Consider the following 21028-nt stretch of genomic DNA (forward strand, 5'->3'; position numbering starts at 1 on the left):
AAAAGTCTCGCGACGAGGAGAGCGCCGCGAGACGAGGATGTGCCGCGCTACAGCCCGACCGCGAACTTGGCGAACAGCGTCCAGCTCACCGGTGAGTCGCCATAGGCCGCGTCCAGCGCCGCGGGCTTGGCATAGGCCGCGACCGTCCCGCCGAGCGCGACCCCGAGCGGCCCGACGATCGGCAGCCGGTAGGCATAGCCCGCCTCCGCCTTGGTCACACGGAAGCGTCGGTCGTGAAGCGGGTCGTCGTGGTCCGGGAAAAGCTCGTCGTTGGCGACATTCTCCACCCGCGCGAACACCGCATGGCGCGGCGTCAGCTCGTACGTGGCCTCAGCGAGGAAGGCGTCGAGCAGGTCGCCGGGCTGGCGGTCCTTGCGCGACCAGGCCAGCGTCGTCGCCAGCCCGGCGCGGGCATATTGCATGCTAGCGGTGGTGCGGTCCTCGTCCTCGCCGGGATGGAGCGCCTCGGGCTCCTTCAGCCGGCCGTGGCTGACCTGCAGCGCGACATAGGGCGAGGGCGTCCAGGTGCCGCGCACGCTCCACGAGTCGAGCCGCACCGGATCGAAGCCCCAGCGCCGCTCGTCGGGCTCGCGGCCCTTGAACCACGACCCTTCCAGCTGGAGCTTCGGCGCCGAGACGCCGGCGGTGAGCACGCCGTAGGTGATGTGGGTCGAGTCGAACCAGTGATGCGTGATCGGCGACATCGGCAAGTAGCGCGCCGAGCCGCGGTGCATGAAGGCACTCGGGCCCATTGCGGGCTCGCCGACGGGCGCGGCGTAGACGAACAGGCTGGTGTCGCCGCCGAGGCGATAGTCGACCCGCGCGGCCAGCTCCATGAAGAGGTCGTGCGGGTGCTGGCGGTCGACGAGCGCGCGACCGTTCGCGGTCTCGCCGGTGGCGAAGAGGTTGGGATAGCCGCGCGCGCCCATCGCCGGCTCCAGGCTACCCATGCCGCGGAGCTGGAGGTGAACCCGATCGCTCAGGTCGTTGTCGGCCATCACCATCGCCATCGACTGCACATAGGCGCCGTCGCCGCCGCGGCGCCCGCCCTGGTCGGTCGCCATCGCCCAGGCATAGCCGTGCGTCATCACCATCCAGTTCCCCGCGTGGAGCATGGCGCCGCGCATCGGACCCTCGCCGGCGGGATTGCGGGCGGTGCCGCTGCCGGGCGTGTACCAGCCCGCAGCGGTGCCCATCGTCATGCCGCCCATGGCGGCACCCACGGGCGCATGGGCCAGAGCGTCGTCGGACGCGTCCCGCCATGCGGCCGACGCGGTGACCGCCGGCATAACGTGGTTCATGCCGGTGTGTCCGTGAAACGTTGGGGCAGCGTCCTGCGCTACGGCGGCATGACCCATCGCGCCGTGGTCCATCGTGTCGGCGTCGCCCGGGGCCGGGCGGGGCGCGGGCGAGGGCGTTGGTGCGGTGACGGGCGGATGGTGCTGCGCCGACGCGAGCGTCGGGCACAAGGCAGCGGCCGCGGTGGCGGCACGCAGGGTATGGCGGAACATCGATACTCTCCGATTGCAGACGTGACGGTCCGGGGCGCGACGCCCCGGTAAGTCACGCCCCGCGCGGGGGCGGCGAGAGCGGCACCAGCAGCGCGCCGGCAGTCATGCTCGCGCACATCGGCGGTCGCTGCCGCTCGGCCGGTCGCCACGGCGACACGATTACGCCGCCCGCGAGATCGAGCGGTGGCACGCAGCCGAGGCAGTCGTGCGCGTCGGCGGTGGCGGGGGCGGCGGGCCGATGCCCGTGATGCTGCATCGAGGCCTTCACCGTGGTGGAGGTCTCGTGGCACGCCGGCACGGCGCTCGCGGGGAGCGCGAGCAGTAGCGCGAGGAGGGAGACGAGCAGCCGGAGCATCGCCGCCGCCCTAGCCGGTCACACGCGCTCGCGCCAGCCGGCGGGAACGTGCGGCGCGCTGGCGCTTTGTTCCACCATGCGCACGCTTCCTCTCCTGCTCCTCCTCTCGCTGGCGGCCTGTGGTAGCGGCGGCAAGGAAGGTAGCGGCAACCAGGCCGCGCCCGCGCCGAGCCCGACCGGCCCCGCGCCCAAGACGCCCGTCATGCAGATCACGCCCGCGCCCGGTAACGCGGCGGAGTGGATGGAGCCGCGCGACGCGCCCGGCGCCCCGGCCAGCGCGCCCTATGCCAATCTGCTGGATCAGCCAGTGGTGAAGGGCCCGCCCGCCAAATAGCGGCACGTGACGATCAGCACGAAGAGGCTGAATCCTACCTGGATCGGGACCGCCGCGGCGAACGCGTCATAGCCGAGGACACGCCAGGCATAGCCGTTCACCGCCACGTCCGCCGTCATCAGCGCGCACGCCGCCACCAGGCCCACGCGTCGCTTCCATGCGAGCAGCGCGATGACCGTGAGGTCGAGCGGCAACAGCGCGTTCCAGAACATTCGAAACCCCGATGGCCCGAACTGATAGGGCCACCAGCCATGACGCAGAACGTCGGCGGCGTGGAAGGCGGCGCCGATCGCGAGACCGAGCGCCACCAGCGTGACCGGACGCGGCGACGTCACACGTTGAAGCGGAACAGCATCACGTCGCCATCGTGGACGACATATTCCTTGCCCTCCTGGCGCAGCTTGCCCGCGTCGCGCGCGCCGGCCTCGCCGCCGCAGGCGACGTAATCGTCGAACGCGATCGTCTCGGCGCGGATGAAGCCGCGCTCAAAATCGGAGTGGATCGCGCCGGCCGCCTGCGGTGCCTTGGAGCCCGCCTCGATCGTCCAGGCGCGCGCTTCCTTCGGCCCGACGGTGAAGAAGGTGAGCAGGTGGAGCAGCTCGTAGCCGGCGCGAATCACGCGCGCGAGCCCGGTCTCCTCCAGTCCCAGCTCGGACAGGAACTCGCCGCGCTCGTCGGCGGGCATGGTCGCGATCTCGGCCTCGATCGCAGCGGAGACCACCACCGCCTGCGCGCCCTCCGCCGCGGCCTTGGCGAAGACGCGCGCGGAATAATCGTTGCCCGCCGCGGCATGCTCCTCGTTCACGTTGCAGACGTACAGCACCGGCTTGGCGGTGAGCAGCTGCGCCTGGTCGAGCACGCGCAGCTCTTCGGCGTCGTTGGCCTCGGTCAGCCGTGCGGGCTTGCCGTCGCGCAGCAGGTCGAGCGCGCGGCCGAGCACGACGGCGGCGAGCTTGGCCTCCTTGTCGCCCTGCTGACCCTTCTTGGCGAGGTTGGGGACGCGCTTCTCCAGGCTCTCCAGGTCGGAGAGCATCAGCTCGGTCTCGACCGTCTCCGCGTCGGCGATCGGGTCGACGCGGTTGTCGACGTGCTGGATGTCGTCATTCTCGAAGCAGCGCAGCACGTGGACGATCGCGTCCACCTCGCGGATGTTGCCGAGGAACTGGTTGCCCAGCCCCTCGCCCTTGCTGGCGCCGCGTACCAGCCCGGCGATGTCGACGAAGCCGAGCTGGGTCTCGATCACCTTGGCCGACTTGGCGATCTCGGCCAGCTTGGCGAGGCGCGGATCGGGCACGCCGACGTTGCCGACGTTCGGCTCGATCGTGCAGAACGGGTAATTGGCGGCCTGCGCCGCGGCCGTCTCGGTCAGCGCGTTGAAGAGGGTGGACTTGCCGACGTTGGGCAGGCCCACGATGCCGCAGCGGAAACCCATGGAAAGAACCTGTGTGATGGGGAAAGCGCGCCAGATAGGCGAGGGGCGCGCCGCTGGCTAGGCCATGCTTTCCCCGGCGCCGCGCAGCCTCTAACAGGAGCGCATGAGCGACGAGATCAGCGTGGCGGCGGTGCGCCCCCTGCGCCGCGACGCGCAGGCGCGCCGCGACGCGCTGATCGCGGCGGCGCGGCTGTGCTTCGCGCGCGCGGGCTATTTCGTGCCGCTGGAGGATATCGCCGACGCCGCTGGCGTGGGGCGCGGCACCTTTTACCGAAATTTCAAGGACCGTATGGCGCTGGCGCTGGCGGTGTTCGAGCAGGAGATCGAGCGCATGCGCGCGCGGCTCGATCCGGCGCTGCCGCTCGACGAAGCGCTGACCCAGGTCGTCCTGGACGGTGCCGAGACCGCGACGCTGTTCGCCAGGCTCGCGCTCGACATGCCCCGCGACGGTGCCGATCGCGCCGCCTTCGACGGGTTGCGGCAGCGGCTCGAGCGATTGTTCGAGCCGATCGCCGCACGTGCCCACCGCGACGGCATGCTGGCGCCCGAGCTCGGGGCGCGCGACCTGGTGCTGGCAATGCGGATGCTAAGCGGACTGCTGCTCAAGCACAACAATGCGGCGGAGCGACGCCAGCAGGTCGACGATGCGCTGCGGCTGCTGCTGGCGGGATTACGGCCTCGATCAATATCAAGATATTAGAAGTATCTGTTCCCTTGCAATTGCCGAACTTAGTCGGTTGGGGCGGCGTCGTTGCGTCATAATGGTGAATCTGGTGGCGCGCACCCTATCCCGCACAGGCGTTGTTCTTCTATATAGTCGTACAGCTACGGAGTACCTCGCGCGGCATAGTTTGTTTCTGATGTTCGTCGACAGGCTCCGCTGTATAGTCAACCCGGCCAGGGTCGGGAGCAGATCGGGGAGCGACCATGAGCATCGTGACAGCAGTGAGTGCGGCACGGCCCGCGCAACATGTGCCGGAATATGTTGATCCTTCGGCGTTTGCGTTCGCGCGCGGCGAATGGGGGCGGGCGTCCTACGCGACCTTGCTGGAATCCCATTCGCGCCCGTCACGGTTGGCCGCCAGCGGTATGGCGGCGACGGAGTCGCCCTTGACCCACCATGATGACGGAGAGGTCAAGCGCCGTCTGGCCGTGATGGAGGAGGTAGCGGCTCGTCTCGCTAAACTCGCCGAGTCGAACCGCAGGGACCTAGCCGCGCGTGCCCTCGAGGCTCTGCGGCAGAAGCTGATGCTGCTCAAGATGCAGGCGACGGCGGCGATCCTACGCGGCGATCGCGGCGCGGCGCTCGCGCTGGCGGACGAACTCGAAGATCTTGCGCGTGCCATCACCGCGGCCGAGCGCGACTGCGCCACTGCCGGGAGTGCTGGTGTCGGCGTCATCGACTTCGTCCCGATCCTGTTCCCGCAAACACCGCACAAAGACGACGCACCGCCCTTGGCCGGCGAAGCGGCGGTGGAAATGTCTTTTCAGTCGGCGCCGTCGACTCTGGACAATCCATCGGGCGATGCGGAAGCGGTCGCGCGCGCGGCGGCCTCGGTCCGCGGCACGGGGGAGGCGCACAGTCTTCGCGAGCTCAGCACGACCCTGGTGAAGCGCTCGTCAGCGCTGCTTCCCCTGTTTGACACGAGCGATGGTCCAGACGCGGTGGCGAATGACGCCGCCAGCCTGATCCGCTCGCTGCGGCGCGCGGGTCATCGCGCCAAGCGGCGGCACGGCGAGATCGACGCCACCGCCCGTATGGATGCGAGCGCGATCGCCGCCTCGTTGGGCAAGGCGGGGCTGTTAACCATGATGGAAGTCAGCGTAGCGTGAGCGACGTCCCGGCACGCTTCCTCGAAGACAGGATGTCGGGGTCCCGTTGAGCGCTTCCCGCGCGGCGAACGATCGCGAAGGCCGAGCCTCCCTCACCCATGGCGAAATTGGCGGTCAGCCGCCTGCGTGCGGCGTGCTCGTGTCACTCTGCCCGGATCGCTCACCACTGGCAGGCGTCGAGGAAGTCGCCTCGCTCCAGCCGAGACCAAGGCTCTTCTGCACCGTGATATAGCTGTCGGTCAGCTGTGCCTTGGCCTGCGCCACCGCGATGGCCGCGGAGAGGCGCTGGCGCTCGACGTCGAGCTGATCGATGACGTTGCTCGTCCCGGCCGCGACGCGCTGGCCGTTGAGCGTCGCCGCTCGCGCGGCCGACTGTTCGGCGCGGAGCAACTGTGCATATTGCAGCCGCGTGTTGCCGAAGCGCGAGAGGCTGGTCTCGGCATCTTGCAACGCCTCGAGCACACGCTGGCGGTACTGCGCGGCGGCGACGTCGCGTTGCGCCTCGGACTGGTCGATCGCGGCGCGGGTGCGGCCGAAGTCAAGGAAGGACCAGCTCAGCATCGGTGCGACCAGCGCGGTCAGCTTGTTCGGATCGACGACGTCGCCGATGTTGGTGCCGCCGAGCCCGAAGATGCCGAGGAAGCTCAGCGACGGAAACAGCTTGGCGGTGTTGATGCCGATCTGCGCGTTGCTGGCGGCGAGCGCGCGCTCGGCCGAGCGGATGTCGGGCCGGTGCGCGATCAACGCTGCAGGATCGCCGATCGGCACCTCCGACGGCGGCAGCGGCACGGGCATGGCGGTCGTCAGTGTCTGGTCGAGCGCGCCGGGAGTCCGGCCGGTCAGTGCCGCGAGCTGGTCGAGATATTGTGCCACTTGCGCTCCGAGGGGGATGCGCTGCGCGTCGGTGCTCTCGAGCTGGTTCTGTAGCCGTTCGACCTGGAGCTGCGACGCCGCGCCGGCGGCGTAGCGCTGCTGGGTGAGCTCGAGCTGGCGCTGCTGCAACCGGCTCGACTCGGCGTTGAGTCGCACCCGCTCCTGCACGTCGCGCAGGCCGACATAGGCCTGCGCCACCTGGGCAGAGAGGCTCACCTGCGCGTCGGCCAAGTCGGCGAAGCGCTCCTCCACCGTCGCGCGTGCGCCCTCGATGCCGCGGCGGCGCGCCCCGAACAGGTCGGGCTCCCACGAGGCCGTGCCGCCGAGATTGTAGAAGTCGACTGCGCTGCTGTCCGAGCCGCCCGACGACGACTCGCCGCTTGCGTCCCCACTGCCGTCGCTGCCGCCGCCGAGCGCGGTGCCGGGCAGCCGCGCGTGGAGATAGGTCGCGCTCGGGCTGATGCTCGGCAGCTGGTTGGCGCGCTGGGTGCGCAGCCGCGCGCCGGCCTCGCGGATGCGCGCCTGCGCCGCGTCGATCGTCGGGCTGTGCGCGAGCGCGTCGTCGACCAGCGCGGTCAGCGTCGCGTCGCCGAGCCCCTCCCACCAGCGTGCCACGCCCGGCCCGGGACGGAGCGCCGGGTCCGCGGCGCGGACGAAGCTGCCGCGCTGCACCGCGTCCGCCGCGGTCGCGGGCGGGCCGTGATAGTCGGGGCCGACGGTACAGGCGCCGAGCAGGGCCAGCGGGAGCAGCGCGAGAGCGGGGAGGGGAGCGTGTCGCATCAATGTGTCGCCGCCGGAGGGGCGCCCTTGGGTAGCGGGCGGAGGAACAGGACGAGCGGCAGCACCGCCAGCGTCCCCATGCCCATGATCCAGAAGATGTCGTTATAGGTCATCACCAGCGCCTGTCCCTGGATCTGCTGGCCGAGCGCGCGCAGCGCGGTCGACCGGCCGCCCAGCGACTGCGCGGTGCCGTTCATATAATCCTGCACCATCACCGAGTTGGCGTTGAGCGTCTCCTCGATGCGGCGGCTGTGGAACCAGCTGCGCTGGTCCTGGATCACCGAGATCCCCGCCAGCGCGAAACTGCCGCCCAGGTTACGCGCCGAGTTGAACAGCCCGGAGGCGTCTCCCGCCTCGACCGGCGGCACCGAGCGCACCGCTGCTTGGCTGAGGAACAGCATCGCGAGGATCTGGCCGACGCCGCGCAGCAGCTGCGACTCGACGAAGTCGGCGCCGACCGCGTCGATCGTGAGCGTGGAGTCGAGCAGCGCCGAGGTCCCCATGATCAGCAACCCGGCGCCGACCGCAATCCGCACGTCGACGTGGCGCAGCAGGATCGGCACGATCGCCATCATGAAGAAGCTCGGGATGCCCGACAGCAGCACCACCTTGCCCGATTGCAGCGCGTTATAGTCCGCGATCGCGGCGAGGAACTGCGGGATGGCGTAGGAGGTGCCGTACAGCACGACGCCCACCACCATGCCCATCAGCGCGACCGAGCCGAACTGGCGGTCGAGCAGCAGCCGCAGCTTGATGATCGGTCGCCGCGCGAGGAACTGCCCCGCCATCAGCAGCGCGAAGCCGAGCAGCGAGATGGCGGCCATGTAGCGGATCAGCTCGGACGAGAACCATTGTTCGCGCTGGCCCTCCTCGAGAAAGACCGTGAGCCCGCCGAGTCCGAGCGCCAGACCGAGGATGCCGAGCCAGTCAGCCTCACCGATCAGGTGCAGCTGCGCCTTCTCGTGCTTCAATCCGACAAGCAGCAGCACCACCAGGATCGCGCAGATCGGCAGGTTGATGAAGAAGGCATAATGCCAGCTGATGTTCTCGGTCAGCCAGCCGCCCACCAGCGGCCCGAGCACGGGGCCGAGGATCGCGGTCATGCCGAAAGCGGAGATGCCGATCGGCTGCTGCTCGCGCGGCAGGCGCTGCGCGATGATGGTCTGCGCGGTGGGGATCATCGCGCCCCCGGTGAAGCCCTGGCCGATGCGCCCGACGATCATCTGCGGCAGCGTGTCCGCGGTGCCGCACAGCACTGAGAAGATCGTGAAGAGCACCGCCGCGATCAGCAGGAAGGTGCGCAAGCCCAGCAGCCGCGTGAGCCAGGCCGACATCGGGATGATGACGATCTCGGCGACCAGATAGGCGGTCGCCACCCAGGCGCCCTCGGTGCCGCTCGCGCCGATCTCGCCCTGGATCGTCGGCAGCGCCGAGTTGACGATCGAGATGTCGAGCGTCGCCATGAAGGCGCCGAGCGTGCCCGCCGCGACCGCCAGCCACGCCGCGAGGTCGGCGCGCTGCGGCGCGGCCTGCGCTGAGCTCGGGGAAGCGCCGCGCCGCGGCGCGGCCGCGCTCGCCACCTCAGTGCTCCCGCTGGTTGAGCTGCTGCTGACGGTCGCGCAGCCGGTCGATCTCGTCCTTGGCCGAGATCGTGTCGACCGTCGCGGTCACCGACAAACCGGGGACGAGCAGGCGCCGCACCTCGGGGGTCGCCTCCAGCTCGATCCGCACCGGCACGCGCTGCGTGATCTTGGTGAAATTGCCCGTCGCGTTCTGCGGCGGCAGCAGCGAGAATTGCGCGCCCGTGCCCGGCGAGAAGCTGGCGACGCGGCCCTTCAGCGTGATGCCGTCGAGCGCGTCGACCTTGATCTCGACGGGCTGGCCCGGCCGCATCAGCGCCAGCTGGGTCTCCTTGAAATTGGCGGTGACGTACAAGCGGTCCAGCGGCACCAGCGACATCAGCCGCGTGCCGGTCTGCGCATATTGACCCACTTCCACCGTCTTGTCGCCGATGCGACCGTTGATCGCGGCGCGGATCAGCGTGGCCCCGACGTTGACGTTGGCCGAGGCGAGCTGCGCGCGCGCCGCCTGTGCCTGCGCCAGGCCCTGGCGGATCTGGGTCTCGTAGGACGCGACGCGGCGGCGCTGCATCTCCACCGCGGCCGCCTGGGCACGCGCCTGGTCGGCGGATTGGCGTGCGGCGAGCTCGAGCGAGGCGAGCTGCTCGCGGCTCTCCGCGCCCGACGCGGCGAGGGGACGGTAGCGCCGCACTTCGGCAGCGTCGTGCGCGGCACGTGCCTGAGCGGCGGTCAGCTGCGCCTGCGCCTGGTCGATCGCGGCATATTGTTCCTCGACCTGCGCGCGGGCGCTGTCGGCCTGCGCGTTGGCGACCGCGATCTGCGCGTTGGCCTGCGCCGCCTGAGCGCGCGAGTCGCGTGGGTCGATGCGGACCAGCGGCTGCCCGACACGGACGTCCTGATTGTCCTGCACGAAGACCTCGGCGACATAGCCGGCGACGCGCGGCGCGACGACGACCATATCGGCGCGCACCTGGGCGTCGTTGGTGTCCTGCAGATATTTCCCGTGACTCTCGTAGCGCAGGTACCAGATCGCGATCCCCGCCAGCGCGCCGAGCGCGAGCGCGATCAGGATCGTCTTGGCACGGCCGCTCAGCTTGCGCTTGGCGGGTGCCGGCTGGTCCACGTCCTTGTTGTCGGCTTCCTCCCCAGGCGTGTCATTCTGGTGCGCAGCCTGTTCCGCCATGTCGTCTCGTCCAGCAGCAGCAGGCCGCCCGCGGAGAGCATCCGCGGGCGGCCTGCGAGTCGTTGTAAGCGGACAATATGTCCGGTTGTGCTCCGTGGCAAGGGGAAGCCGTCGCGACGTAACGTGGCGGCCGGAGAAGGCTGCGGGACGTCTCGTCTCCTTGTTGCGAGCGGACAGGAGCTGAGAAACTTAAGGCGTCATCCGGATCGGCGCGATGCGGCCGTCGCGCAGGTAGCGGATCGTCTCGATCGCGACCTGGCGTTCGCCGCGGTAGGGACCGTCGCCGCTGACATGCTCCCAGCGATGGTAGGCGATCTTCCACCGCCCATCCGTTGGATCGCGGAAGAAGCTGTGATGACCCGGCCCCTTGTAGCGCGAGTCGCTGGCGAGCAGCCGACCGCGATAGGTCCAGGGACCGGCCACATTCGGCGCGGTCTCATAGTGGACCGAATAGTCGCCGTGATCGTAGCGGCCGTGACTGTACGAGAGGTAATAGGTGCCGTCCCGCTCGTGCAGATAGGCGCCCTCGGTGAAGTCGGGCGGCTGGGTGACCGGCAGCTCGCGGGCGATCGAGACTCGGTCGGGCGCGAGCTCGAACAACCGCAGGCGCGCACCCGCGCTGCCGCCCGCGAGCAGATAGGTGCGGCCGTCACGCGGGTCGGCGAACACCGCCGGGTCGATCGCCTCGAACCCCGCGCCGCCGGTGAGCAGCGGACGTCCCGAGTCGACGAAGGGGCCGTCCGGACTAACCGCGGTGGCGACGCCGATGCGGCTCGGCGTCGGGTTCTGCGGTCCGATCGCGTAATACAGGTAGTAGCGACCGTTGGCCGCGAGCATATCGGGCGCCCAGAGGAAGTGGCGCGGCGCGCCGTCGGGCGCCCAGCGGATATCGGCGAGCGCGATCAGCGGCGGCCCGGCGCGCCAGCGGCCGCGCTCGCGCACCCAGCCGCGCAGCGTGTCGCCCCCGCCGGTCGGCAACAGGCGCACGGTGCCATGCTCGACCAGCACCGCAGGATCGGCGCCCGCGAATAGCGGGTTGTGCGCGGGCGTCGCGCAGCCGGCGAGCAGCGCGAGCGCGAGCGCGATTGGCGCGCCACGCCTCACCGCGGCGCGCCGTTGGCCTCGGTCGTCAGCCGCTTGATCAACTCGACCTCGGCTGGGCGATAGGGCGCGCCGTCGGCGCGCAGCACCTCGTGGAACCAAACCGTCGGCTCCTCATAGGTGTAGGGCTTCTTCCAGCTATCCCACGGCATGCGCGTCTGGGTCTTGCCGTCGACGAAGCCCCAGTTGAACATCGCGACCTTGAGCTTCTTGCCGAGCGGCAGCGAGCCGTCGAAGGTGGAGCCGTTGCCGCGCGCCATATACTCGCTGCACAGCACGGGCCGGCCATAGCTCGCCATCTGACGCGCGCGCTTCTCCCACTGCTCGGGCCAGTTATAGTCGTGGAAGCTCATCACGTCGGACTGCGCGACTTGAATCTTCTCGACCGCGTCGAGCGTGTCCTGCCGGTCCCAGCTCTCGCCGGTCCACAGGCCGCTGGTGAGCGGCTGGGTCGGGTCGACGCTGCGCGCCCAGTCGAACACCTGGCCGAGTAGCCCGGCGACCAGCTCGGTCTTGCGCAGGGTGGGCTTGTAGTTGCCGCCGCCCGAGTTGTTGGGCTCGTTCCACACGTCCCAGGCGACGACGCGCTTGTCGCGCGCGAAGGTGCCGACGACGTCCTTCACATAGGCCTCGAACTTGCCATACTGGCTGGCGTCGGCGAGCCGTGCGGCGCCGGGCGCCTGCATCCAGCCGGAATTGTGCACGCCCGGGATCGGCGGGCGCTGCGGCCCGGCGACCGGGTCGGGATCCCAGCAGCTGTCGAACAGCACGAACATGACGCGGATGTGATGACGCTCGGCGATGTCGAGGAACTGCGTCATGCGTCGCTTGAGCCCTGCGGCGTCATTCTCCCACAGCATGTTGTGGAGGTAGACGCGCATCACGTTCATCCCCATCGCCTGCGCCCAACCGAGCTCCTGGTCGATCTGCTGCGGGTTGAACGTGTTGGCCTGCCACATCTCGAACTGATTGATCGCGGAGCGGTTGGTGTAGTTGGCGCCGACCAGCCACGGCTGACCGCCGTACCAGCGGTTTGCCTCGTCCTTCGACCACATCGCGCGCGCGTTCGCGGGAAGCGCTCCAGCCAACCCGATCAGGGCGCCGGCGGCGGTCGCGCCGGCGAGCAGCAGGTGGCGGATCATCTCGTCTCCTCTCTTATTTTATCACGCAGGAATAAGGCCTTGCGTGGTAGATCCGCAACCTAGCCGAATGCCGGCGAGCAGAAAAGCGGTATAATCATATCAAAGCCTTGCTGATGGCGTGCATGCGACAGCCGCGTCCCGCGCTGCGCCATCCCATGCATGATTAATCTTCTCGATGCGGATAAGGTCAGCTAGTGTCGCGCGTTGGGCCGATCGGTGCCCGCGTCAGCTACGGGGCTCCGCCAGTGCAGCATGAACTCGGTCGCAACCTGACCTACGGCCTGCAGGAAGTGCTCGGGCGCGCGATCGTGGTCGGCGACTATGCCGACCGACCTTTCCCCAACGAGGCCGAGATCGTCAAGGCCCACGGCGTCAGCCGCTCGGTCACGCGCGAGGCGGTCAAGATGCTCGCGGCCAAGGGCCTGCTCGGCGCGCGTCCGAAACAAGGCACCTTCGTGCGCCCGCAGGACGCGTGGAACCTGTTCGATCCCGACGTGCTGCGCTGGCTGCTCGAGCGCAAGCTTTCGATCGAGCTGTTGCGCCAGTTCAATGAGCTGCGCATCGCGATGGAGCCCGAGGGCGCCGCGCTGGCGGCACAGCGCGCCACGGCCGAGCAGCAGGCGGCGATCAGCGCCGGGCTGGAGCGGATGCGCGCCGCCGAACGGGGCGAGGACGACACGCTCGACGCCGATCTCGCCTTCCACGTGGCGGTGCTGCGCGCCTCGAACAACCCGTTCTTCACGCGGTTGCGCGACATCGTCGAGACGGCGCTGCGGACCTCCATTCGTTTCACCAACCGGATCTCGGGCCGGTCGGCCAGCATCGCCGAACATACCGCGGTGCGCGACGCGATCCTGGCGGGCGACGCCGAGGCGGCGCGCGCGGCGATGCGCGTCCTTATCGTGAACGTGCTCACGCTGATCGACCAGGTCGAGGCCAAGGAGCGCGAGGTCGCCGCGGCGCGCTGAGCGGCGGGGCTCAGCGGCGCGCGAGCCGCGCCAGGTCGTCGGGCGTGTTGACGTTGGCCAGCGTGATGCCGGGGCAGACCGCCAACACACCGGCACCCGCCGCCCAGCGCCGGATCGAGCGCTCGCCGTCGGCGGCGAGATGCGCCACGAGCCGCTCGGCCAGCGTCACCGGCCAATAGCCGACGGTGGGCGCTTCCGCGGCATGCGCAGCCCCGCTGGCGCGGAGCGCGGTGATGAGCGACGAAGGTAGCGCGGGCGTGTCGCAGGCGGTGGTCAGCACCGCGTCGAAGCCGTTCGCCGCGGCGTACGCCAGCGCACCCGCGACGCCACCGAGCGGGCCGAGGCCAGGGTGCGGCCGGTCGGGCGCCACGGGAACAGGTGCCGATATGCGCCCGACCACCACCAGCGCAGCGACGTGCGGCGCCAGGCTCGCCAGCGCGTGGTCGAGCAGCGCGGTGCCGTCGAGCGATGCGAGCGCTTTGTCACTGCCGAACCGGCGCGCTTGGCCGCCGGCGAGGACGGCACCGAGGATTCTGGTCATGCGCCCTTGTCGCGCCCCGTGGCCTTGAGGGAAAGCGTGTTCGGTTCGTCAACCACGGGAGAGTTCCCGCGCACCGATGCGGAGTATTAGCTCGTATTTGAAGTAGTTCTCGTGAAGTCGATTGCCGGCAGCTGGCCCGTTCTGGTGAGAATCGCGCGGGACGGATTGGCTTACCGCGGGGCCGGTTGTTAGGCGCGTCGCGGGATCAACGGCGGGATGGCGTCTTTTGTCGGAGAACGGCTCGTGGCGGGCGATCGCGGCATGGTCGCGACAGACTTTCGTCGACCGCGAGTTGTTCCTCCGCTCCGACGGGCGCGTTCGCTTCATCCGGATCACGCGGCGGACGCAGCTGCGGGCCGTTGCCGCGGGCGCGCTGGTGCTTCTGATCTGGGGCGGCGGCACGCTCACCGCGGTGGTGTGGAGCCTGCGTGCGCCAGCGCCCGATCGGAGCGAGCCGCGCGTCGCGGTCCTGACACCGCCGCCCACCGTCATTCACCCGAATGCGGCGCCATCCCCTGCCGTGCCACGTGACACGGCAGCGATCCGCGAGCTGCTGCGGCGCCAGCGGTTGATCGAGCAGCTCGTCGCCTCCAAGCTGGGACAGCCGGTAGTCCGTCACGGGTTGGAGCCGCCTATACGCGAGGGCGACAAGACCTTGGGCGCGCTCGACGCGGCGCAGCAGGCGTTCGCGCGCGGGCTCGCCGGGGCGTTCGACGCCGATCGCGAGCGGCGCACCGAGGCGCTGCAAAGGCTCGGGCTCGACGGCGAGCGCCTTGCCGCACGCGGTCGGCGAGCGGAAGGAGGGCCGCTTATCCCCTGGCCCGACGACGGTACCGCGGTGCCCGCCGCGCTGGAGACGCTCGCGACCTCGGTGGTGCACTGGGCCGCGGTGGGGCAGGCGGCAGCGGCGGTGCCGTCCGGTCGCCCCACGCGCGACTCGAGCCAGACCAGCAGTTTCGGGGTGCGCGCCGATCCCTTCACCGGCCGTCCGACCTTCCATGCCGGGCTCGACTTCCGCGGCCGCTACGGCGAGCCGATCTATGCCGCGGCGGCGGGTCAGGTCAGCTTCGTCGGCGAGCGCGCGGGCTACGGCCGGCTGATCGAGATCGATCACGGCAACGGCATCGCCTCGCGCTACGGCCATCTCTCCGGCGCCGACGTTACTGTGGGCGAGCAGGTGACGCGCGGCCAGCGCATCGCGCGCATGGGTTCGACCGGCCGGTCCACCGGCACCCACGTCCATTTCGAGGTGCGCCTCCACGGGACTGCGGTGAACCCGCAGCCGTTCCTCGCCTTCGGCGACACGAAAGGAAGATGATCATGTCGATGTTCGGCAGCCGGCACGCACCGCCCCCTCCGCCGCCGCCCACGCGCGCCGCCGCGCTGGTGCCGCCCGCACCCGCGACCGGTGCCAGGCACACGCCCTTCTCGCTGATCGGCGGCGACGTCGTGGTGACGGGTAACGTCTCGGCGACGGTGGACATCCATATCGACGGTCGGATCGACGGCGATCTGGAGTGCGCCACGCTGGTCCAGGGCGCGGAGAGCGTGATCTGCGGCAACATCGTCGCGAAGTCAGCGCGCATCGCCGGCCAGGTCGAGGGCAGCATCAACGCCGACAATCTCGTGATCGAGCGGAGCGCGCGCATCTTCGGCGACTGCCGCTACGGCACGCTGGCGGTCGAGAACGGTGCGCAGGTCGAGGGACGCTTCTCGGCGCAGAGCACGATCGTGGTGCCGCCCGAGCTCGCCGCGCCGGAAGAGGATTATGTCGCGGAGATCGAGGAGGACGAGCGCTACCTCGACTGAGCGTGCCGGTGCCCTGTCCTCCGACGCGCAGGCAGGGTGATCGGATATGACGCTCTCATCTACAGTGCGCTTGGTGCCCCGTCGTCATCCCGGACCTGATCGGGGATTTATGGTGCCGCGAAGATGACCTAGGTGTACGCGGCACGATGAGTCCGGGGGCAAGCCTCTCCTAAGCTTTTCGAAGTGCCTGGGGTGACGAGGTAGCGTTGCATAGCTTTCCACAGACGCAAACTGCCAGTGTCTGAGGTGGAGCAGGCGAAGGGCCCCACCGGCGGGCTCATCGCCCGCCATGGCGCCGCGATGCTAGGCGCCGAAGACGCGCGCGAAGATCGTGTCGACGTGCTTGAGGTGATAGCCCAGGTCGAACTTGTCATCGATCTCGGCCGCGGAGAGCGCCGCGGTTACCTCGGGATCGGCCTTGAGCAACTCCTGGAGCGACAAGGCCCCGTCCGACTCCCATACCCTCATCGCGTTGCGCTGCACCAGTCGATAGGCGTCCTCGCGGCTCACGCCCGCCTGGGTCAGCGCCAGCAGCACGCGCTGCGAGTGGACCAGGCCGCCCATGCGGTCGAGATTCTTCTGCATCCGCTCGGGATAGACGAGCAATTTGTCGATCACGGCGGTCAGCCGCGCGAGCGCGAAGTCGAGCGTGATCGTCGCGTCCGGCCCGATGTACCGCTCCACCGATGAGTGCGAGATGTCGCGCTCGTGCCACAGCGCCACATTCTCCAGCGCGGGCGTGACATAGCCGCGCACCATGCGCGCCAGCCCGGTCAGATTCTCGGTCAGCACCGGGTTGCGCTTGTGCGGCATCGCCGACGAGCCCTTCTGCCCCGGCGAGAAATATTCCTCCGCCTCGAGCACCTCGGTGCGCTGCAGGTGGCGTACCTCGGTGGCGACGCGCTCGATCGATCCGGCGATCACGCCCAGTGTCGCGAAGAACATGGCGTGGCGATCGCGCGGAATCACCTGGGTCGACACCGGCTCGACCGCCAGGCCGAGCGCGGCGGCGACATGCTCCTCCACGCGTGGGTCGACGTTGGCGAAGGTGCCGACCGCGCCCGAGATCGCGCAGGTGGCGATGTCCGTGCGCGCCGCGATCAGGCGGGTCTTGCAGCGGGCGAACTCGGCATAGGCCTGCGCCAGCTTGAGCCCGAAGGTGACCGGCTCGGCGTGGATGCCGTGGCTGCGCCCGATCGTCGGCGTCAGCTTGTGCTCGCGCGCGCGGCGCTCGATCACCGCCAGCAGGCGGTCGAGATCGGCGAGCAGCAGGTCGGCGGCGCGCGCGAGCTGCACCGCGAGCGTGGTGTCGAGCACGTCGGACGAGGTCATGCCCTGGTGCATGAAGCGGGCCTCGTCGCCGACCTGCTCCGCCACCCAGGTGAGGAAGGCGATCACGTCGTGCTTGGTCACGGCCTCGATCGCGTCGATCGCGGCGACGTCGATCGCGGGCTTGGTCGCCCACCACGCCCAGAGCGCGTCGGCGGCACTCTGCGGCACGACGCCGAGCTCGGCGAGCTTCTCGGTGGCGTGCGCCTCGATCTCGAACCAGATCGCGTAGCGCGCCTCGGGCGTCCAGATCGCGGTCATCTCGGGGCGGGAATAGCGGGGGATCATGCGCGCGGTCCTGGAGCGAGGCGGGAAGATGCGCGGGCGGGTAGCAGCGTGCGGCGTGGGGGGCAAATGGCGCGGCGGTCGCTCAGATCAGCCCCTGCCCGCGCAGACTCAGCTGCCCCGACCCCGCGACGATCACATGGTCGTGGACCGAGATACCGAGCGGTCGCGCCGCCGCGACGATCGCGCGCGTGATGTCGATGTCGGCGCGGCTAGGCGAGGGATCGCCCGAGGGATGGTTGTGGACCAGGATCAGCGCCGCCGCGCCGGTGTCGAGCGCGCGCTTGATCACCTCGCGCACGTGCACCGCGGCCTGGTCGATCGTCCCCTGCGCCATCACCTCGTCGCGCATGATCATGTTGCGCGTATTGAGATGGAGCACACGGAACCGTTCGATGGTGTCGTGCGCCATATCGGCATGAAGATAGTCCGCCAGCGCCTGCCAGTTCGACAGGATCGGCGCGGCGGTGGCGCGCTCCCGCAGCAGGCGGAGCGCGGTGGCGCGCGCGATGCGCAGCGCGGCGACACTCACGTCGCCGAGGCCCTCCACCCGCGTCAGCGCCATCGCATCCGCGTTCATCAGGGCGTTCAGACTGCCGAAGCGACGCAGCAGCTCCTTGGCGATCGGCTTGGTATCGACGCGCCGGAGCGTGAGGCCGAGCAGATACTCGATCAACTCATAATCGTGCAGCCCGTCGGGATCGAGGAGCAACCGCTCGCGCAGCCGCTTGCGGTGGCCCTGGACGTCGCTCGCGGCGATCTCTTCGTCGACCATCGCGGGTCGCCTAGGCGAGCGCGCGATCGTGCGCAATTGCGCGCGGCAGGCGCGGCGGCCTATGCTGGCGATCGAATGACGCGCGACGGAGATCCGAGGTGACCAGCGCGCGTCGTCGCGCCCTGATCGCGGTTTCGGGACTAGCGCTCGCCGGGGGCGCGACGCTGTGGCTGTCGCGCGTGCCGATCGCGACTCACGTGATCGATCGCGAGCTGGCGCGACGCGGTGTCGCCGGCCGCTACGCCATCGAGGACCTGGGCTTCGGCCGCCAGCGGCTGACCGGCGTGGTGATCGGAGACCCGCGCGCACCCGATCTCGTCGCCGACTGGGTCGAGACCGAGACCGACATCGGTCTCGCCGGGCCGAAGCTGGTCGGCGTGCGTGCGGGGCGCGTCCGCCTGTCGGCGCGGCTGGCGGACGGCAAGCTGTCGCTCGGCGCGATCGACCGGCTGCTGCCCGCCGGCTCGGGCGGCGGCTTCGCGCTGCCGGCGATCGACCTCGACGTCGCCGACGCACGGGTCGCGTTGTCGACGCCGCAGGGGAAGGTGGCACTTCGGCTGAACGGGCGCGGGCGGCTCGACGGCGGGTTCAGCGGTCGTCTGCTCGCCGCCGCGCCGCTGCTCGACGCGGGCGGCTGCGCGCTGCGCGGGCTCGACGCGCGCGTGTCGGTGCGGGTGGTGGACAAGGCGCCACGGCTCGTCGGACCGGTCCGGGCCGCGGCACTCGACTGTGCGGGCGCGCAGCTGGTCGCGCCGACCGTCACGCTCGACGCCGCGCTCTCGCCCGCGCTCGACCAATGGCGCGGCAGTGCGCGGTTGAGTGCGGCGGGGGTGACCGCGGCGGTGGGGCGGCTCGACGGGCTGGGTGGGACCGTCAGCTTCGCCGGCGACTCGCAGCGCAGCGGCGGGACGCTCGCCCTCACCGCGGCGCGGCTGCACGCGGCAACGGCGAGCGGCGGCGCGACCCGTTTCACCGGCACGTGGCGGCTCGCCGGGCGCGGCGCGACGATCGCCGGCCGGCTCGACGCCGAGGCGGTGGCGCTCGGGTCGAAAGAGCGGGCGCGGCTGCGGATCTTACGCGACGCGACGGTCAGCACGCCGCTGGAGCCGCTCGCCGACGCGCTCGCGCAGGACCTCGACACCGCGGCGCGGCGGATGCGCGTCACCGCCGATCTGGCGCTGGCGAGCGGGGCGACGACGCTTCTGACCATCGACCGCGCCGAGATTGTCGCGGCCACCGGCGCGCGCGCGGCATTCGACGAGGGCGGCATCGTGCTCGGCCATCCCGCGGGGCCGCGACTCGCCGGCCGGCTGACGCTCGGCGGCGGAGGGCTGCCCGCGACGGAGGTGCGGCTGACGCAGGCAGCGCCGGGCGCGGCGGTGGAAGGCACAGCGACGATCGCGCGCTACGCCCGACATGACGCCGTGCTGGACCTTACCCCGCTTACCTTCTCGTCCACGCGTGATGGCGTCCGGCTTCGCACCAGCGCGACGCTGTCGGGGCCGCTTCCGGGCGGGCGCGTCGAGCGGCTCGGCCTGCCGCTCGACGCACTGCTCGGCCGCGGCGGTGGGCTGACGCTCGTGCCGGGCTGCGCGCCGCTGCGATTCGATCGTCTCGTCGTGTCGAGCCTGGCGCTCGACCGCACCGCGCTGACGCTCTGCCCGCTCACCGGCGCGCTGGTTCGGGTGACGGACGGACAAGTGAGCGGCGGGGTGCGGATCGAGCGGCTGGCGCTGCACGGTGCGCTGGGCGGTACGCCGCTGCGGCTCACGGCTGGCGACGCGCGGCTGCGGCTCGCCGATCGCGGCTTCGCGGTGAGCGACCTGATGGCGCTGATCGGCCCGCCCGATCGAGTCACCCGGATCGACGCCGCACGGCTCGACGGTGCGCTCGGCGGCGACGGCGTGACGGGGCGCTTCACCGGGGCGGGCGGCGCGATCGCCAACGTGCCGCTGGTGATGAGCGCGGCGGACGGGCGATGGCGGTTCGATGGCGGCGCCCTCGCGCTGGACGGGGCGCTCACCGTCGCCGATCAGGCCACGCCCGCGCGCTTCGAACCGCTCGCCGCGCGCGATGTCAGGCTGACCTTGCGCGACGGCGCCATCACCGCCGCGGGCACGCTCCAAGAGCCGGGGACCGGTACCAGGGTCGCCGACGTCACGATCGATCACCGGCTCGCCGCCGGCACGGGCAGCGCGCATCTCGCGGTGCCGGGGATCACCTTCGGCGACAAGCTCCAGCCCGAGAAGCTCACCCGACTCACCTTCGGGGTGATCGCGGACGTGCGCGGGACGGTGAACGGCGCGGGTGACATAACCTGGAGCCCGGACGGCGTGACCAGCACCGGGAGCTTCACCACGCCGGGCACCGATCTCGCCGCCGCGTTCGGCCCGGTCGAGGGCGTGGCGGGGACGATCCGCTTCACCGACCTGCTCGCGCTGGAGAGCGCGCCCGACCAGGTCGCGACGGTGCGCTCGATCAACCCGGGCGTGCCGGTGACCGACGGACGGATCATCTACCAGACGCTGCCGAACACGCGCGTCCGCGTCACCGAAGGGCGGTGGCCGTTCGCTGGCGGGACGCTGACGCTGGAGCCGACGCTGCTCGATTTCGGCACCGACCAGTCGCGCCGGCTGACCTTCCGCGTCGACCGGATGGACGCGGGCAAGTTCCTGCAGCAGTTCGACTTCAAGAACCTGAGCGCGACCGGCACGTTCGACGGCGTGCTGCCGATGCTGTTCGACGCGAGCGGCGGCCGGATCGAGGACGGGCGGCTGGTCGCGCGCGCTGGCGGCGGCAGCATCGCCTATCTCGGCGAGCTGACCGAGAAGGACCTTGGTTTCTGGGGCAATCTCGCCTTCCAGTCGCTGCGCTCGCTGACCTATCGCGACCTGGCGGTGGAAATGAACGGGCCGCTCGCGGGCGAGATGGTCACGGGCGTGCGCTTCGCCGGGATCCGGCAGGGGCAGGGGGCGGAGAGCAACTTCCTGCTGCGTCGCCTGACACGGCTGCCGATCCGCTTCAACATCACTATCCGCGCGCCGTTCCGCGGCCTCATCGACTCGGCGGCGAGCTTCTACGACCCGCAGCGGCTGGTAAAGCGCAACCTCCAGGCGCTGATCGAGGAGCAGAACCGCCGCGGCGGCGCCGTTCAGGCTCCCGCAAGCGCCCCCGTGACAGAACCGAAGAAGGATTGA

Annotated in this window: 19 protein-coding genes; 7 read left to right on the top strand and 12 right to left on the bottom strand. The window is 70.4% G+C overall.

Features of this window, described 5'->3' with window-relative positions; translation table 11 throughout:
- Nucleotides 1-47: 47 nt before the first annotated feature.
- Nucleotides 48-1511: a hypothetical protein gene (locus FHY03_RS06210; protein ID WP_183929538.1), complete on the bottom strand. Its 1464-nt coding sequence runs from the start codon at nucleotides 1509-1511 to the stop codon at nucleotides 48-50.
- Between the two features lie 52 nt (nucleotides 1512-1563).
- Entirely contained in the window at nucleotides 1564-1866 is a 303-nt protein-coding gene (locus tag FHY03_RS06215) for a hypothetical protein (RefSeq protein WP_183929540.1), read from the bottom strand.
- Between the two features lie 76 nt (nucleotides 1867-1942).
- Here FHY03_RS06215 and FHY03_RS06220 point away from each other — a divergent pair, with 76 nt between their 5' ends.
- Nucleotides 1943-2200 (top strand): hypothetical protein, encoded by a 258-nt coding sequence (locus FHY03_RS06220; RefSeq protein WP_183920864.1) that lies wholly within the window; start codon nucleotides 1943-1945, stop codon nucleotides 2198-2200.
- On the opposite strand, the gene FHY03_RS06225 is transcribed toward FHY03_RS06220, so the two are convergent.
- The gene (locus FHY03_RS06225; RefSeq protein WP_183920863.1) at nucleotides 2167-2535 is read right to left on the bottom strand and encodes a hypothetical protein; all 369 of its coding nucleotides are present in this window, start codon (nucleotides 2533-2535) and stop codon (nucleotides 2167-2169) included. The genes FHY03_RS06220 and FHY03_RS06225 overlap by 34 nt on opposite strands.
- A complete protein-coding gene (ychF, locus tag FHY03_RS06230; RefSeq protein WP_183929542.1) occupies nucleotides 2532-3632 on the bottom strand; it encodes a redox-regulated ATPase YchF in 1101 nt (366 codons plus the stop codon). The genes FHY03_RS06225 and ychF overlap by 4 nt, the downstream gene beginning before the upstream one ends.
- Nucleotides 3633-3735: 103 nt before the next feature.
- Between ychF and FHY03_RS06235 the strand changes: the two genes are divergently transcribed.
- Nucleotides 3736-4332 carry a TetR/AcrR family transcriptional regulator gene (locus FHY03_RS06235; RefSeq protein ID WP_183929544.1) on the top strand — a complete coding sequence of 199 codons (597 nt, stop codon included), beginning with the start codon at nucleotides 3736-3738 and terminating at the stop codon, nucleotides 4330-4332.
- Nucleotides 4333-4559: 227 nt separating this feature from the next.
- The gene (locus FHY03_RS06240) at nucleotides 4560-5465 is read left to right on the top strand and encodes a hypothetical protein (RefSeq protein WP_183929546.1); all 906 of its coding nucleotides are present in this window, start codon (nucleotides 4560-4562) and stop codon (nucleotides 5463-5465) included.
- A 114-nt stretch (nucleotides 5466-5579) separates the two neighbouring features.
- Here FHY03_RS06240 and FHY03_RS06245 read toward each other — a convergent pair whose 3' ends face one another.
- The 5 genes from FHY03_RS06245 to FHY03_RS06265 form a co-directional block, all read right to left on the bottom strand.
- Entirely contained in the window at nucleotides 5580-7118 is a 1539-nt protein-coding gene (locus FHY03_RS06245; RefSeq protein ID WP_183929548.1) for an efflux transporter outer membrane subunit, read from the bottom strand.
- Nucleotides 7118-8698, bottom strand: a complete 1581-nt coding sequence (locus tag FHY03_RS06250) for an MDR family MFS transporter (RefSeq protein WP_183920858.1) — start codon at nucleotides 8696-8698, stop codon at nucleotides 7118-7120. The genes FHY03_RS06245 and FHY03_RS06250 overlap by 1 nt, the downstream gene beginning before the upstream one ends.
- Before the next feature lies 1 nt (nucleotide 8699).
- The gene (locus FHY03_RS06255; RefSeq protein WP_183920857.1) at nucleotides 8700-9881 is read right to left on the bottom strand and encodes an HlyD family secretion protein; all 1182 of its coding nucleotides are present in this window, start codon (nucleotides 9879-9881) and stop codon (nucleotides 8700-8702) included.
- A gap of 189 nt (nucleotides 9882-10070) precedes the next feature.
- The gene (locus FHY03_RS06260) at nucleotides 10071-10985 is read right to left on the bottom strand and encodes a family 43 glycosylhydrolase (RefSeq protein WP_183929550.1); all 915 of its coding nucleotides are present in this window, start codon (nucleotides 10983-10985) and stop codon (nucleotides 10071-10073) included.
- Complete coding sequence (locus FHY03_RS06265) at nucleotides 10982-12124, bottom strand: endo-1,4-beta-xylanase (protein ID WP_183929552.1); 1143 nt, start codon at nucleotides 12122-12124, stop codon at nucleotides 10982-10984. Before FHY03_RS06265 ends, FHY03_RS06260 begins: the two co-directional genes overlap by 4 nt.
- A 245-nt stretch (nucleotides 12125-12369) precedes the next feature.
- On the opposite strand from FHY03_RS06265, the gene FHY03_RS06270 reads away from it, so the two are divergent.
- Nucleotides 12370-13092, top strand: a complete 723-nt coding sequence (locus FHY03_RS06270; protein WP_311721324.1) for an FCD domain-containing protein — start codon at nucleotides 12370-12372, stop codon at nucleotides 13090-13092.
- 10 nt (nucleotides 13093-13102) lie between these two features.
- On the opposite strand, the gene FHY03_RS06275 is transcribed toward FHY03_RS06270, so the two are convergent.
- On the bottom strand, nucleotides 13103-13633 hold the full coding sequence (locus tag FHY03_RS06275) for a molybdenum cofactor guanylyltransferase (RefSeq protein ID WP_183929554.1): 531 nt from the start codon (nucleotides 13631-13633) through the stop codon (nucleotides 13103-13105).
- A gap of 226 nt (nucleotides 13634-13859) precedes the next feature.
- Between FHY03_RS06275 and FHY03_RS06280 the strand changes: the two genes are divergently transcribed.
- Nucleotides 13860-14951 carry a M23 family metallopeptidase gene (locus FHY03_RS06280; RefSeq protein ID WP_183929556.1) on the top strand — a complete coding sequence of 364 codons (1092 nt, stop codon included), beginning with the start codon at nucleotides 13860-13862 and terminating at the stop codon, nucleotides 14949-14951.
- Nucleotides 14952-14953: 2 nt separating this feature from the next.
- Entirely contained in the window at nucleotides 14954-15442 is a 489-nt protein-coding gene (locus FHY03_RS06285; RefSeq protein WP_260158742.1) for a polymer-forming cytoskeletal protein, read from the top strand.
- A gap of 303 nt (nucleotides 15443-15745) precedes the next feature.
- Here FHY03_RS06285 and purB read toward each other — a convergent pair whose 3' ends face one another.
- Nucleotides 15746-17059: an adenylosuccinate lyase gene (gene purB, locus FHY03_RS06290; protein WP_183920852.1), complete on the bottom strand. Its 1314-nt coding sequence runs from the start codon at nucleotides 17057-17059 to the stop codon at nucleotides 15746-15748.
- 82 nt (nucleotides 17060-17141) lie between these two features.
- On the bottom strand, nucleotides 17142-17831 hold the full coding sequence (gene radC / locus FHY03_RS06295) for a RadC family protein (RefSeq protein ID WP_183920851.1): 690 nt from the start codon (nucleotides 17829-17831) through the stop codon (nucleotides 17142-17144).
- Between the two features lie 98 nt (nucleotides 17832-17929).
- Here radC and FHY03_RS06300 point away from each other — a divergent pair, with 98 nt between their 5' ends.
- Nucleotides 17930-21028: a YdbH domain-containing protein gene (locus tag FHY03_RS06300; RefSeq protein ID WP_311721325.1), complete on the top strand. Its 3099-nt coding sequence runs from the start codon at nucleotides 17930-17932 to the stop codon at nucleotides 21026-21028.

This window comes from Sphingomonas sp. BK345, from assembly GCF_014193845.1.
Taxonomy (GTDB): domain Bacteria; phylum Pseudomonadota; class Alphaproteobacteria; order Sphingomonadales; family Sphingomonadaceae; genus Sphingomonas.